This is a genomic window from Actinoplanes sp. NPDC049118, from assembly GCF_040648555.1.
Classification (GTDB): domain Bacteria; phylum Actinomycetota; class Actinomycetes; order Mycobacteriales; family Micromonosporaceae; genus Actinoplanes.
In genome coordinates, this window is record NZ_JBEZDY010000001.1 from 303,388 (window position 1) to 316,381 (window position 12,994).

12 protein-coding genes are annotated in these 12,994 nt (G+C 72.2%); 4 read left to right on the plus strand and 8 right to left on the minus strand.

The annotated features are described in order from the left end of the window. Positions 1 to 35 precede the first annotated feature (35 nt). Positions 36 to 962 (plus strand): NAD(P)-dependent oxidoreductase, encoded by a 927-nt coding sequence (locus AB0B58_RS01340; RefSeq protein WP_360215523.1) that lies wholly within the window; start codon positions 36 to 38, stop codon positions 960 to 962. A gap of 24 nt (positions 963 to 986) precedes the next feature. On the opposite strand, the gene AB0B58_RS01345 is transcribed toward AB0B58_RS01340, so the two are convergent. Continuing rightward, the gene (locus tag AB0B58_RS01345; RefSeq protein WP_360215526.1) at positions 987 to 2,771 is read right to left on the minus strand and encodes a carbohydrate-binding module family 20 domain-containing protein; all 1,785 of its coding nucleotides are present in this window, start codon (positions 2,769 to 2,771) and stop codon (positions 987 to 989) included. Positions 2,772 to 3,053: 282 nt separating this feature from the next. Then, positions 3,054 to 4,106, minus strand: a complete 1,053-nt coding sequence (locus AB0B58_RS01350) for a LacI family DNA-binding transcriptional regulator (RefSeq protein ID WP_360215530.1) — start codon at positions 4,104 to 4,106, stop codon at positions 3,054 to 3,056. A gap of 180 nt (positions 4,107 to 4,286) precedes the next feature. Here AB0B58_RS01350 and AB0B58_RS01355 point away from each other — a divergent pair, with 180 nt between their 5' ends. From AB0B58_RS01355 to AB0B58_RS01365, 3 genes are read left to right on the plus strand one after another with little or no spacing between them, the layout of a single operon-like run. Further along, positions 4,287 to 5,543 (plus strand): maltose ABC transporter substrate-binding protein, encoded by a 1,257-nt coding sequence (locus AB0B58_RS01355; protein WP_360215533.1) that lies wholly within the window; start codon positions 4,287 to 4,289, stop codon positions 5,541 to 5,543. Then, a complete protein-coding gene (locus tag AB0B58_RS01360; protein WP_360215536.1) occupies positions 5,543 to 7,132 on the plus strand; it encodes an ABC transporter permease subunit in 1,590 nt (529 codons plus the stop codon). Before AB0B58_RS01355 ends, AB0B58_RS01360 begins: the two co-directional genes overlap by 1 nt. Then, on the plus strand, positions 7,129 to 7,974 hold the full coding sequence (locus AB0B58_RS01365) for a sugar ABC transporter permease (RefSeq protein WP_360215539.1): 846 nt from the start codon (positions 7,129 to 7,131) through the stop codon (positions 7,972 to 7,974). Before AB0B58_RS01360 ends, AB0B58_RS01365 begins: the two co-directional genes overlap by 4 nt. On the opposite strand, the gene AB0B58_RS01370 is transcribed toward AB0B58_RS01365, so the two are convergent. From AB0B58_RS01370 to AB0B58_RS01395, 6 genes are read right to left on the minus strand one after another with little or no spacing between them, the layout of a single operon-like run. Further along, positions 7,964 to 8,929, minus strand: a complete 966-nt coding sequence (locus AB0B58_RS01370; RefSeq protein WP_360215542.1) for an NAD(P)-dependent alcohol dehydrogenase — start codon at positions 8,927 to 8,929, stop codon at positions 7,964 to 7,966. The two genes, AB0B58_RS01365 and AB0B58_RS01370, sit on opposite strands and share 11 nt — an antisense overlap. 50 nt (positions 8,930 to 8,979) lie before the next feature. After that, the gene (locus AB0B58_RS01375) at positions 8,980 to 9,924 is read right to left on the minus strand and encodes a permease prefix domain 1-containing protein (RefSeq protein ID WP_360215545.1); all 945 of its coding nucleotides are present in this window, start codon (positions 9,922 to 9,924) and stop codon (positions 8,980 to 8,982) included. Further along, positions 9,921 to 10,256 (minus strand): PadR family transcriptional regulator, encoded by a 336-nt coding sequence (locus tag AB0B58_RS01380; protein ID WP_360215548.1) that lies wholly within the window; start codon positions 10,254 to 10,256, stop codon positions 9,921 to 9,923. The genes AB0B58_RS01375 and AB0B58_RS01380 overlap by 4 nt, the downstream gene beginning before the upstream one ends. Positions 10,257 to 10,301: 45 nt before the next feature. Continuing rightward, on the minus strand, positions 10,302 to 11,489 hold the full coding sequence (gene larC, locus AB0B58_RS01385) for a nickel pincer cofactor biosynthesis protein LarC (RefSeq protein WP_360215551.1): 1,188 nt from the start codon (positions 11,487 to 11,489) through the stop codon (positions 10,302 to 10,304). Continuing rightward, positions 11,486 to 12,148, minus strand: coding sequence for a nickel pincer cofactor biosynthesis protein LarB (gene larB / locus AB0B58_RS01390; RefSeq protein WP_360215554.1), 663 nt, complete (start codon positions 12,146 to 12,148; stop codon positions 11,486 to 11,488). Before larB ends, larC begins: the two co-directional genes overlap by 4 nt. Next, entirely contained in the window at positions 12,141 to 12,944 is an 804-nt protein-coding gene (locus AB0B58_RS01395) for an ATP-dependent sacrificial sulfur transferase LarE (RefSeq protein WP_360215557.1), read from the minus strand. Before AB0B58_RS01395 ends, larB begins: the two co-directional genes overlap by 8 nt. Between the last annotated feature and the right edge of the window lie 50 nt (positions 12,945 to 12,994).

The window sequence follows — 12,994 nt, forward strand, 5'->3', positions numbered from 1 at the left end:
TGAGGTTTTGCACAGCCGGGGCCCAGAATGGGCGGGTGGACGACGACCGGCTCCGTGTCAGCCTTCCCGGTACCCGGCTCGCGGACGCCCTGGGCGCCCTGCCGCCGCGGGTGGCGCTGCTGCGGTGGGACATGACCGCGCCGGCGCCGGCGCACCGGATCGATCTCGTGGTGCTCCCGTACGTGCCGGGCTCGGCGCATCTGCGGCTGCTGGAGGGGGTGACCACCCGCCTGGTGCAGGCGCAGTATCTCGGCTACGACGGTGTCGCCGCGGCCCTGCCGCCGGGGCACGTCTACGCGAACGCCCGCGGGGTGCACGAGACGTCGACCGCCGAGCTGGCGATGGCGCTGCTGCTGGCGGCGCAGCGGGGGATCGGCGACTTCGTCCGCGCCGCCGGGGTACGGGTGCCCGAGCCCGCCTGGTATCCGAGCCTCGCCGACCGGCGGGTGCTCGTGCTGGGTCAGGGCGGGGTGGGCCGGGCGGTCGAGGCGCGGCTGGCGCCCTTCGAGGTGGAGGTCGTGCGGGTGGCGCGTACGGCCCGCGACGACGAGCGCGGGCGGGTGCACGGCGTCGCCGAGCTGCCCGAGCTGTTGCCGTCGTGCGACGCGGTCGTCGTCGGGGTGCCGCTGACCGGTGACACCGTCCACCTGGTCGACGCGGCCTTCCTGGCCCGGCTCCCGGACGGCGCGGTCGTGGTCAACGTCGCTCGGGGCCGGGTGGCGGACACGGAGGCGATCCTGGTTGAGGCCCGCGGCGGGCGGCTGCGCTTCGCGCTCGACGTCACCGATCCCGAGCCGCTGCCCGTCGACCACGAGCTGTTCACGCTGCCGAACGTGCTGATCAGCCCGCACGCGGGCGGGATGTCCAGCGCCATGCTGCCGCGGGTGGCCCGGCTGGTCCGGCGCCAGATCGACCTGCTCCTGGACGGCGCAGGGCCGGTCAACATCGTGCTCCGAAGTTGACCGGCCCGGCCGGCGCCGTGGGGGTCAGCGCCAGGTGTCGCTCCAGGTCGCCGCGCACGGCGACGCGGAGGCGGTGCTCCGGGTGCGGTTGGGGTCGCTCTCCCAGATCACCGTGGAACCCTGCTTCTTGAGGTACTTGTACTGCACCGCGGTGTTGCCGGGCAGCGACACGGTCGCGGTCCACACCGGGTACGACGCCGAGGAGAGCGCCACGGCGCTCGCCGGGTCCCAGTTGCCGAGGGCGGCCGTGTCGCCGGTGACGAAGACGTTCTGGCCCCAGGTGGTGGTGACGTCGGCCGCGAAGGAGGTGGCCGCGGCGGCGCAGCCCGTCGAACCGGTGCCGCGGGCGTTGACGTGCAGGGCGAGCGCCGAGTTGGCCGCGACGGTCGCGGTCACCTGGCCGCTGCCGTTCACCGTGTACGAGGGGCCGGTGCACGAGCCGCCGGAGAGGTCACCGGCCATCACGTCGCAGTAGGTGCCCGCCGGCAGCGACGTCTGGAAGGTGCGGGTCAGCGCCGAGCCGGAGCGGTTGAACGCGGCGTAGCCGGCGCTGCCGCGGCCGAACGCGATCTGGTTCGAGCCGTTGGTCCACCAGTTGGTGACCGCGGCGCCGGCGGCCGCGTTGCGCAGGGCGACCATGTTGGCGGTGGTGCGCCAGCGGTGCTCGCACGCCCAGCCGCTGCCGCAGTTCACCGCGTTGGTGATGCCGCTGCCGTTGGCCGGCGGCCCCGCCTCGTTGTCGGAGAACGTGAAGCTCGACATCACCTGCGGCACGCCGTACGGCCAGGCGATCATGAACGCCTCCGCGAGGGCGTACGAGGTGCCGTTCTTGTAGGTGAGCCTCGCCCGGCCGTTGCGCTGGGTGTCGTGGTTGTCGACGAAGGCGACCGCGTCGCCGCTGGCGAGCCGCATCGAGCCGGCCAGGTTGTTGAGGTTGGACAGGCTGCCGCTCTGGAACGCCCCGCCGACCACGTCGCCGTAGCGGAACTCGGTCACGTCGCCGAAGCCCTGGTACTCCTCCGGCGTCGGCGCGCCGGGCTCGTTGGCGCCGCCCTCGATGACCTCGGAGAAGACGTAGGGGTCGCCGTTCACCGGCTCGATGAACGCCGCCATGTCGGCGGCCGGCATGTGCTTGGCCGCGTCCACCCGGAAGCCGTCGACGCCGAGCCCCACCAGGTCGTTGAGGTAGGCGGTGAGCTTGCCGCGCACGTAGCTCGACTCGGTCTCGAGGTCGGAGAGGTCGACCAGTTCGCAGTTCTGCACCTCCCACTTGTCGCCGTAGTTGGAGATGTCGTCGTTGCCGTTGCGGCCGCAGTGGTGGAAGTCGCCGTCGCCGTATGGCACCGCCGGGTACGCGTAGTGGCTGTAGCCGGAGCCCGCGGTGCCGGTGCCGGTGGAGGCGCCGCCGGCCATGTGGTTGACCACCGCGTCCACGTAGATCTTCACGCCCGCGGCGTGACAGGTCTGCACCATGCTCGCGAAGGCCGCGCGGTCGCCGCGCCGGCTGGTGAGCTGATAGCTGACCGGTTGATAGTCCTGCCACCATGGATAACCGCTGCCCGGCAGCACCACGTGCTCCTGCGGCGGTGACACCTGCACGCCGCCGAAGCCCTTGGGGCCGAGCGTGCTCGTGCACTCGCTCGCGATCGAGGCCCAGGGCCATTCGAAGAGGTGGACGATGACGTCCTTGGGGCCCGGCGAGGCCGTGGAGGCTTCCGCCTGGTGGCCGTTGCGAACGACGCCGACGGCCAGCAGCGCCGCGGAGAGGACGGCGGTCGTCGCGGCGGCGACGACCTGACGGGTACGCATGGAGGACCTCCAAGGGGACGCGAAGGAGCGGCACGGCCGGGGCGGGCACGGTTGTAACTTCTTGCGCAAGTGCGGGGAAGTTATCAGGGTGTTTCCCGACGGTAAAGCGACCGCTCTCTATTCATGCGCCCGCCTGATGGCTTTTGCCCGTTTAGGCTTGCAGGACGGGATCTTTACCGGTCGGCGTGTCGCGCCGTTGCGCCAGCTAGGCGGCGTTTACGGCGGAGGTCGCCCACGCAAGAACTTTCAATGACCGGATCAAGCAATCGTTGCGGGATGATGTCAGGCGGCGGTGACGTTCACGCTCTCCGCGGCGCGGCCGACCTTGTGAATCGCCGTGGAGCCGCGAACCACCAGTTCGGGTGCGTACACGTACTCCGACCGGGGTGCGCCCTGCCCGTTGATCTCGTCGACCAGCTGCCGGATCGCCGCGTTGCCCATGGCCGCGACCGGCTGGCGCAGCGTGGTCAGCGGCGGGTCGGTGAAGGCGATCAGCGGTGAGTCGTCGAAGCCCACGACGGAGATGTCGCGCGGAACGCTCAGGTCGCGCCGGCGCGCCGCCCGGATCGCGCCGAGCGCCATCAGGTCCGAGCCGCACACCATGCCGGTGACGCCGCGGTTGAGCAGCTGATTGGCCGCCACCTCGCCGCCCTCCACGCCGAACAGCGTCAGCGCGATGAAGTCCTCCAGGTCGCGGTCGCTGACGTCGAGCTCCCGGCGCATGGCCGCGCGGTAGCCCTCGAGCTTGCGCTGCACGTTCACGAAACGGTCCGGGCCCGAGACGAAGCCGATCCGGGTGTGGCCCAGCGCGACCAGGTGCGAGACGGCCATCTCGCCGGCGAGCCGGTCGTCGCAGGAGATGAACGGTGCGTTCAGGTTCGCGGCGTACCCGTTGACGAGCACGATCGGCAGCGGGCGGTTCATCAGGCGCTGGTAGCGCTCGTGGTCGGCGGTGGTGTCCGCGTGCAGGCCCGAGACGAAGACGATGCCGGAGACCTGTCGGTCGAGCAGCATCTCCACGTACTCGTCCTCGGTGACGCCGCCTGGGGTCTGTGTGCACAGCACCGGGGTGAAGCCGCTCTGCGACAGCGCCGACTCGATCGTCTGTGCGAAGGCGGGGAAGATCGGGTTCTCCAGCTCGGGCGTGATCAGCCCGACCAGCCCCGCGCTGCGCTTGCGCAGCCGTTCCGGGCGTTCGTAGCCGAGGACGTCGAGAGCCGTCAGTACGGCCTGACGGGTTTCGGTGGAGACGCCGGGCCTGTCGTTGAGGACCCGCGACACCGTCGCCTCGCTGACCTCGGCCTGGCGTGCGATGTCGGACAGTCGTGCACGCATGGGCGTCACTATAGAACCTGGAACTTCTTGCGGAAGGAATGCAAGGCCTTCCATTAGACGAAATCCCTTGCTAACGTCCCGGCAACAGCGGGCGGGACCTATCGGGTTCCTACTCCGGTTCTCCCCCTTTTGTCCTCGAAAGTTCTTCGGGCGTACTTCCATGCCCGATTGGAGAAGATTATGCGCATCCGTACCTCGGGTGTCGTCCTTACCGCCATCGCACTGACGCTCGTCGCGTCGGGTTGCGGCGGCGGCGGCGAAGACCCCAAGACCTCACCGTCCGCCAAGGCCGCGGGCGCCACCGGCAAGCTCGTGATCTGGGGCGACGACAAGCGCGCGGCCGCCCTCAAGCCCTTTGCGGACAAGTTCGGCCAGGAGAACGGCGTCACCGTCGAGGTGCAGGCGATCTCCAAGGACCAGCAGACCACCTTCGTGACCGCGTCCCAGCAGGGCAGCGGCCCCGACGTCATGGTCGGCGCGCACGACTGGATCGGCAACCTCGTGCAGAACGGCGCGATCGACCCGGTGCAGCTCACCGCCGAGCAGCAGTCGGGCCTCGCCCCGAACGCGCTCAAGGCGGTCACCTTCAACGGCCAGGTCTACGGCGTCCCGTACGCGACCGAGAGCCTCGCGCTGATCCGTAACACCAAGCTGGCGCCCGAGGCCCCGGCCACCATCGAGGACCTCGTCAAGTCGGGCAAGAAGCTCAAGGCCGACAAGAAGGCGAGCGAGATCCTCTGCCTGCAGGTCGGCCAGAACGGCGACGCGTACCACTCGTACCCGCTGTTCAGCTCGGGCGGTGGCTACCTGTTCGGCACCGACGCGAAGGGCGACTACGACAAGAACGACCTGGGCGTCGGCAAGCCCGAGTCCATCGCCGCCTTCGAGAAGATCGGCAAGCTCGGCGAGAAGGGCGACGGCGCGCTCAAGCGCTCCATCACCGGCGAGAACTCCATCGCGACCTTCACCGCCGGCAAGTGCGCCTACCTGGTCTCCGGCCCATGGGCGATCACCGACGCCAAGAAGGCGAACATCGCGTACGACATCACCCCGGTGCCCGGCTTCGCCGGCGCCAAGCCCGCGCAGCCGTTCCTCGGCGTGCAGTCGTTCTACGTCGCCGCGAAGGGCAAGAACAAGGCCCTCGCCCAGGAGTTCGTCACCAACTACGTGACCACCCCCGACCTGGCCGTGGCGCTGTACCAGGCCGAGCCCCGCCCGCCGGTGCTCACCGCCGCGTTCGACGAGGTCAAGGGCGCCGACCCGGACCTGGCCAAGTGGATCGAGGCCGGCAAGAACGCTGTGCCGCTGCCCGCGATCCCGGAGATGGCGTCCGTCTGGGACCCGTTCGGTAAGGCCGAGGCCGCCGTCATCGGCGGCGCCGACCCCAAGACGGCCCTGACCGCCGCCGCCAAGACGATCTCCGGCCAGATCAAGTAATGACTGCTCTCCTCGAGCGGGAGACCGCCCCGGACGTGGCCCGCCAGCCCGTCCGGGGCGGTCTCGCCGGCACCTTCTTCAAGGTGGTCCTGCTCGGGCTGGTCGCCGGGCTCGCCGTCTTCGCGGCGTTCCCGCTGATCGCCGATGGGGCCTGGATCGCCCTGGCCGTGCTGCTGGCCGCCACCGCCGGCCTCTTCTACCTGTACCTCACGCGCCGGCACGTGCCGCTGAAGTACCTCGTGCCCGGCACGATCTTCCTCGTCGTGTTCCAGCTGTTCCCGGTGCTGTACACGGCGTCGACCGCCTTCACGAACTTCGGCGACGGGCACCGCGGCGACAAGCAGGATGCCGTCGTGGCCATCCAGACCGCGTCGGTCACCCGCGTGCCGGGCTCCGCCGAGTACGCGCTGACGGTCGCGACCACCGGCGACCCGGCCACCGGCCCGCTCACCTTCCTGGTCACCGACCCGGCCACCCGTACGGTCTCGGCCGGCACCGTCGACGGCCTGGAACCGCTGCGGGCCGGCGCCGCCACCGTGAACGCCGCGGGCCGGGTCACCGCCGCGGCCGGCTACACCGTGCTCAACGGCGGGCAGGCCAGCGCGCGCAGCCAGGAGATCACCGACCTGGCCGTGCCGACCGCCGGCGGCGCGATCCGGTCGCAGGGGCTCACCCGGGCGTACGAGGGCAAGGCCGGCCGCGCCTACGACCAGGGCTGCGACTGCATCCGCGACACGGCGACCGGCAAGACCTGGGTCGCCGACGAGGAGATCGGCTCGTTCGTGGCCGAGGACGGCGAGCGGCTGGCACAGGGCTGGAAGGTCGGCGTCGGCCTGAGCAACTTCACCCGGCTGCTCACCGACCCGACGGTCTCCGGCCCGTTCACCACCACGCTGATCTGGAACCTGTTCTTCGCCCTGGCCTCGACGGGCGGGACCTTCGTGCTCGGCCTGGCCTGCGCCCTGGCCCTGCACACGCCCCGGATGCGCGGGCGCGCCCTCTACCGGACGCTGCTGGTGCTGCCGTACGCGATGCCGTCGTTCGCGATGCTGCTGGCCTGGCGCGACATGTTCAACACCGACTTCGGCCTGATCAACAACCTGTTCGGGCTGGAGGTGGACTGGTTCGGCGGCGCGGGGTCCGCGCGGATCGCCGTCATCCTGGTGCAGCTGTGGCTGGGCTACCCGTACATGTTCCTGGTCGCCACCGGCGCGCTGCAGGCGATTCCGGCGGAGCTGTCCGAGGCGTCCCGGCTCGACGGGGCGTCGCCGTGGCAGTCGCTGAAGCGGGTCACCCTGCCGCTGCTGATGATCGCCCTGACGCCGCTGCTTATCTCGTCGTTCGCGTTCAACTTCAACAACTTCAACGCGATCTACCTGACCACCGACGGCGCGCCGTTCCCCGTGGACAACCCGGCGAACGGCGCCACCGACCTGCTGATCACGTACACCTACCGGCTGGCGTTCGGCGGATCGGGCGCGCAGTACGGCTACGCCGCCGCGGTGTCCATCCTCATCTTCATGATCGTCGGACTCATCTCCGTCGTCACCTTCCGCCGTACCCGGGCACAGGAAGAGGTTTACTCATGACCCGCTGGGTGGCCCGGGCCGGGTGGCGGCACGCGGTCGCCGTGCTGGCCGTGCTGTTCTCGCTCTTCCCGATCGTCTTCGTGGTGTCGGCGGCGTTCAACCCGCTGGGCACGCTCTCCTCGACGACCGTGGTGCCGACCGGGGCGTCGACGGGCAACTTCAGCAGGCTGCTGTCGGACACCGAGTTCGCCGGCTGGTTCGGCAACTCCATCCTGATCGCGGGCGTGTCGGCCGCGACGTCGGTGTTCCTGTCGGCCCTGGCCGCGTTCGCGTTCAGCCGGATGCGTTTTCAGGGCCGCCGGGTCGGCCTCATGGCCCTGCTGCTGATCCAGATGTTCCCGCAGTTCCTGGCGATCGTGGCGATCTTCCTGATGTTCTCCCGGATCACCGACCTGTGGCCCGCCATCGGCTTCAACCAGCCCTGGGGGCTGATCCTGCTCTACCTGGGCGGGGCGCTGGGCGTGAACACCTGGCTGATGAAGGGCTTCTTCGACACGATTCCCCGGGAACTGGACGAGTCGGCCACGATGGACGGCGCGTCGCACGCACAGACGTTCTTCCGGATCCTGCTTCCGCTGGTGGCGCCGATCCTGGCGGTGACGGGCCTGCTGGCCTTCATCGGCACCATCAACGAGTTCCTGATCGCGAACGTCTTCCTGACCGACACCGACGCCAAGACCCTGTCCGTCGGCATGTGGGGCCTGGTGGCGGGGGAGCGCAACAACAACTTCGGGATGTTCTGCGCGGGCACGCTGCTGACCGCGATCCCGACCGTGCTGGTCTTCCAGGTGCTGCAGCGCTACATCGTCAACGGCCTGACGTCCGGGGCGGTCAAGGGCTGAGCACGATCTTGCCGCGGGCGTGATCCTGTTCCAGACGCCGGATCACGTCCGCGGCGGTGCTCAGGGGGTGGGTCGCCTCGATCGCCGGGGTCACCGCGCCCCGCGCCACCAGCTCGGCGACCTCGGCCAGGTCCGCGGCGCTGGCCTTCGCGACCAGGTTGCGCAGCCGCGGGCGCACGAACGGCGCGGTGGCGAGGACGGCGAGCACGCGCGGCATCGGGCCGAGCACCGGCCCGCCGTTGCCCGTGGACGCGACGTAGACGCCCTCCGGGGTGAGGATCCGGCGCATCGCGCTCAGCGGATGGCCGCCGGCCAGGTCGATCACGGCGTCGAAGCGGTCCGGGCCCCGGGTGACGTCCTCGCGGGCGTAGTCGACCACCCGCTCGGCGCCGATCGAGCGGACCAGGTCGGCGTTGCGGGCGCTGCAGACGCCGGTGACCCGCGCGCCGAGGACCCGCGCCAGTTGGACGGTGAACGTGCCGACCCCGCCCGAGGCCCCGTTGACCAGCAGCGTCCGGCCGGGTCCGGCCCCGGCGAGCCGGACCGCCTGAAGCGCCGTGGTCGCCGCCACCGGCAGCGTCGCGGCCTGCTCGAACGTCACCGCGCCGGGCTTGCGGGCCAGCCCTGCCGCCGGGGCGGCGACGTACTCGGCGAAGCAGCCCGCGGCGAGTTCGCCGAACACGTCGTCGCCGGCCCGCAGGTCGCCCACCCGCTCGCCGACGGCCGTCACGGTGCCGGCGAAGGCGCGGCCGAGCACGGTCGAGCGGGGGCGCCGCAGGCCGAACGCCAGCCGGGCGACCCGGGGAACGCCGTGCAGGGTGAACAGGTCGGCCTGGTTGATCGAGGCCGCGTGGACCCGGACGAGCACCTCGCCGGCGCGGGGCTCGGGCCGGTCGAGTTCGGTCCAGCTCAGCACGTCGGCCGTGCCGTACTCCTGATAGGTGATCGCTCGCATGGTCGCTCCTCGCGGTATCCGGGCAGGTGGGGTCTTGCCGGGGGCGGCGCTCAACGGCGGCGGGCCTGACCGAACGACTCGGTGACGGTGTGCACGAGCGTGCCGATCGCGACGACGATCAGGCCGACATTGATCCACTTCGCCGCGTCCGGTGGCCAGCCCGCCGCCGTGGTGAAGGCCGGGTTGAGGATGCGGTCGGTCGCGGCCGCCCAGATCAGCGTGACCGCGCTCGCGACGTTGACAAGTGCACCGGCGACGGCGAGCGGCAGGCTCCAGCGGACGTAGTACCTGGCGAACGAGAAGGCCAGCGCCGCGACCGCGAGCGCGATGAAGACGTAGACGAAGCCGGTCTCCCACAGCCAGGGGTTGAGCACGTTGACCGGTTCGCCGGCCGCGTCGGTCTCCGGGCTGACCACCGGCGCGAGCAGGACGAGGGTGCTGACCAGGACCAGCGCCACCGACTCGGCGACCAACTCGCCCCACCGCGCCCGGCGGCTCGGCGGCGGGTCGGGCAGCGCGTCGGGAGTCCAGGTCCGGTCCGGAAACCGCCGCAGCGCCGGGGTGCGCTCGATGACGGCGAACAGGACCGTCGTCCAGACGGCGATGTGGACGGCGGTGGTGACCGCGGCGCCCAGGGTGTCGCCGATGACGGTGAGCACCGGGGACTCCTGCACGCCGCGGACGAAGCCGACCGCCGCGGCGACGGCCGGCACGACCGTGGCGAGCAGGATGGTCAGCAGGCGGGTGTAGTCGAGGTACAGCCCCGGGCCGATGAGGTGCAGCGGCCGGTCGGCGTAGCCCGCGGCGAGCCGGGCCGGGTCGCCGAGCTCGGTGAGGACGGCGACCTCCGCCTCGCCGGCGTCCGCGCCGGCGGCCAGCCGGTCGTCGACGGCGTCGGCGATGGCGGCCCGCAGCTCGCGCTCGATGTCGGTGCGCTGTCGCGGCGGCAGACGGCGCAGGGTGGTGTCGACGTAGCGATCGGAAAGGCTGGTCATGACTCCCCCTTCAGGGTGCGCAGTGCGGTGTCGAGCTGATCCCAGTCGCCGTTGAGGGCGCCGGCGAGGGCGGTGCCCCGGTCGGTGGTGCGGTAGAACTTGCGCGGCCGGGCCTCGTCGGTGTTCCAGTCGCTGGTCAGCAGGCCCTGCTTCTCGAGGCGGCGCAGCAGCGGGTAGAGCGTGTTGGCGTCGACGGCGAAGCCGTGCCGCTCGAGCAGGTCGAGCAGCGCGTAGCCGTAGTTGGGCCGTTCGAGGATGAGCAGGCAGGCGAGCACGACGGTCCCGCGCCGCAGCTCCTGCAGGTGCGTGGCGAGCAGTTCATCGTCAGCCATGACTGACACTATAGTGTGTAACGCACAATATAGGAACAGCGCCGGTCAGTCCTCCGGTGGCACGGGCGACCCGGCGGTGAGGCCGGCGGCGGCCGCGGCGGTCAGAGCCTCGCGCAGCACCGCGTGCTCGGGCCGGCCGGTGCGGCGGGCCAGCGCGGCCACGTCCTCGAACTCCGGCGTCGCCTGGGTGATGACCCCGTCCGCGTACCCGAGCTTGACGGCGACGGTCCCGCCCGCGACCGCCACGCCGCGGAACGTGCGGGGCAGCGCCGTCTTGCTCCGCCGGCCCTCCCGCACGCCCAGCGTGCTGGTGTCCCGGAAGATCCTGGCCCGCAGCGCCGCGGCCCGCTCCGGGGCGCACAGCACCGTCAGCGTGTGCGCCGGCCGGCCCTTCTTCATCAGGATCGGAACGAGCCACGCGTCGTCGGCCCCGGCGGACAGCAGACCGGCCAGCACGCCGGGCCACAGCCGCGGATCCAGATCGTCCACGTTGGCCTCCAGCACGACGGCCTCCCCGGCGCCCGGCGGGGCCGCGTCCGGTGAACCGATCACCACCCGTACGACGTTGGGCCGGCCGGGCGTGTCCCGGCCACCCGCGCCGACGCCGACCGTGTCGACCGTCATCGGTGGCAGCTCCTCGCACCGCACCGCCAGCGCCCGGATCAACGCCAGGCCCGTCGGGGTGGCCAGTTCGTGGCGGCCGGCGCCGCAGACCCGCCAGCCGCGGGCCAGTTCCAGCACCGCCGGGGCCGGCACCGGCAGTTCGCCGTGCGCGGTGCGGACCCGGCCCGAGCCCAGCGCCACCGCGCCCGCGCTGACCGACGTCACGCCCAGATCCCGCAGGGCCGCGCAGACCCCCACGATGTCGGCGATCGAGTCGAGCGCGCCGACCTCGTGGAAGTGCACGTCCTCGGGCTCGATGCCGTGCACCCGGGCCTCGGCGCCGGCCAGCCTCCCGAACACCGCCAGGGCGTCGCCGGAACCCTCGAGCAGCGCCCGGACGTCCCGCCAGGTGCGCCGCGGCGGCGCCGCAACCAGCGCTTCCACGTCCACCTTCAGCGCGCGGAGCCCGGCCCGGGTCACCTCCGCAACGGACAATGCGACCGCGCCGGGCAGGACCTCGTCGACCGCGCGTCGCACCGCGGCGAGGCGCGCGCCCGCGTCGAGCAGCGCGCCGAGCAGCATGTCGCCGGCCACCCCGGCGGACGCGTCGATCCACGCGTGCCGGCTCACCGGGGAGCGGCGATCTGCGCGGCGAGGTGGCCCGCGCCGTACCCGTTGTCGATGTTGACCACCGCCACGCCGGGCGCGCACGCGTTGAGCATCGCCAGCAGCGCCGCGAGCCCCTCGAACGCCGCACCGTAGCCCACCGAGGTCGGCAGCGCGACCACCGGCGCGCTGACCAGGCCGGCGACCACGCTCGGCAGCGCGCCGTCCATGCCGGCGGCGACCACGATCGCCCGCGCCGCGCGCAGGTCCTCGAGGTGGGCCAGGACCCGGTGCAGCCCGGCGACGCCGACGTCCACCGCCAGCGACGCCTCCCGGCCCAGGTAGCGGGCCGTGAGCAGGGCCTCCCGGGCGTACGGCAGGTCCGAGGTCCCGGCGGCGAGCACCAGGACCCGGCCGCCCGAGGCCGGCGGGACCGCGGGCGGCCAGGCGAGCAGGCCCGCCTCCGGATCGTGGAACGCCGACGGGAGCACCCCGAGCACCGCCGCCGCGTGTGCGGGCGCGGCGCGGGTGAAGAGCGCGACCGTGCCGGTACGGCCGGCGAGGGCGGCGGCGATGCCCGCGACCTGCGCCGGGGACTTGCCCGCGCAGTAGACCGCCTCGGGATAGCCGCGCCGCCCGGCCCGATCCAGATCGAGGTCGGCGTAGGACGACAGGTCAGCCACGCCGCACCAGCGGCAGGGTGAAGGCACCGGACTGCACGCCCGCCACGTCGACGGCCGCGAACCGGAAGCCGGCCGCCAGCACGGCGGCGTGCAGCCGCGACCGCAGCGGATCCCGGACCGCCCGGGGCAGATCCTCCGGCGGCAGCTCGATGCGCGCGACGTCGCCGTGATGGCGTACCCGGAGATCGCCGAAGCCCAGGCCGCGCAGCGCGGCCTCCGCGCGCTCGACCTGTGCCAGCTTCTCCGGGCTGACCGGCTGGAAGTGCGGGATGCGCGAGGCCAGGCACGGCGCCGCCGGCTTGTCGGCGCAGGGCAGCGAGAACTCGCCCGCCAGGCGCCGGACCGCGGCCTTGTCCAGGCCCGCGTCCGCGAGCGGCCGCAGCACCCGGTGCGCCGCCGCTGCCCGCCCGCCGGGCCGGTCCGCCCGGCGTGCGTCGTCGGCGTTCTCGCCGTAGGCGACGGCGTCCAGCCGGTACGCCGTGACGACCTCGTCCGCGATCCGCGTGAACAACTCGTCCTTGCAGTGGAAACACCGGTCCGGCCCGTTCGCCCGGTACGCCTCGCGCTCACCCTCGAAAGTGGTCACCTCGGCAACGGCGACGCCGATGAACCGGGCCACCGCGTGCGCCGCCTCGCGCTCGGCCGCGGCCAGGCTCGGCGAGACGCCGAGGATCGCCACCACCCGGTCCGGCCCCAGCTCGCGCACGGCCAGGGCGAGCAGCACCGACGAGTCCACGCCGCCGGAGAAGGCGACGCCGAGCCGGCCGACGCCGGGGAAGAGGTCCATGGTGAACATGAAAGAACCGGCGGCGACCGGTGGCAAGCGATTGCCGGATGTTGCGGCCG

Bases quoted from the DNA above. Each gene is read 5' to 3' on its own strand.
- AB0B58_RS01345 (WP_360215526.1), bottom strand. From the start codon at position 2,771: ATGCGTACCCGTCAGGTCGTCGCCGCCGCGACGACCGCCGTCCTCTCC.
- AB0B58_RS01350 (WP_360215530.1), bottom strand. From the start codon at position 4,106: ATGCGTGCACGACTGTCCGACATCGCACGCCAGGCCGAGGTCAGCGAG.
- AB0B58_RS01355 (WP_360215533.1), top strand. From the start codon at position 4,287: ATGCGCATCCGTACCTCGGGTGTCGTCCTTACCGCCATCGCACTGACG.
- AB0B58_RS01360 (WP_360215536.1), top strand. From the start codon at position 5,543: ATGACTGCTCTCCTCGAGCGGGAGACCGCCCCGGACGTGGCCCGCCAG.
- AB0B58_RS01365 (WP_360215539.1), top strand. From the start codon at position 7,129: ATGACCCGCTGGGTGGCCCGGGCCGGGTGGCGGCACGCGGTCGCCGTG.
- AB0B58_RS01370 (WP_360215542.1), bottom strand. From the start codon at position 8,929: ATGCGAGCGATCACCTATCAGGAGTACGGCACGGCCGACGTGCTGAGC.
- AB0B58_RS01375 (WP_360215545.1), bottom strand. From the start codon at position 9,924: ATGACCAGCCTTTCCGATCGCTACGTCGACACCACCCTGCGCCGTCTG.
- AB0B58_RS01380 (WP_360215548.1), bottom strand. From the start codon at position 10,256: ATGGCTGACGATGAACTGCTCGCCACGCACCTGCAGGAGCTGCGGCGC.
- AB0B58_RS01395 (WP_360215557.1), bottom strand. From the start codon at position 12,944: ATGTTCACCATGGACCTCTTCCCCGGCGTCGGCCGGCTCGGCGTCGCC.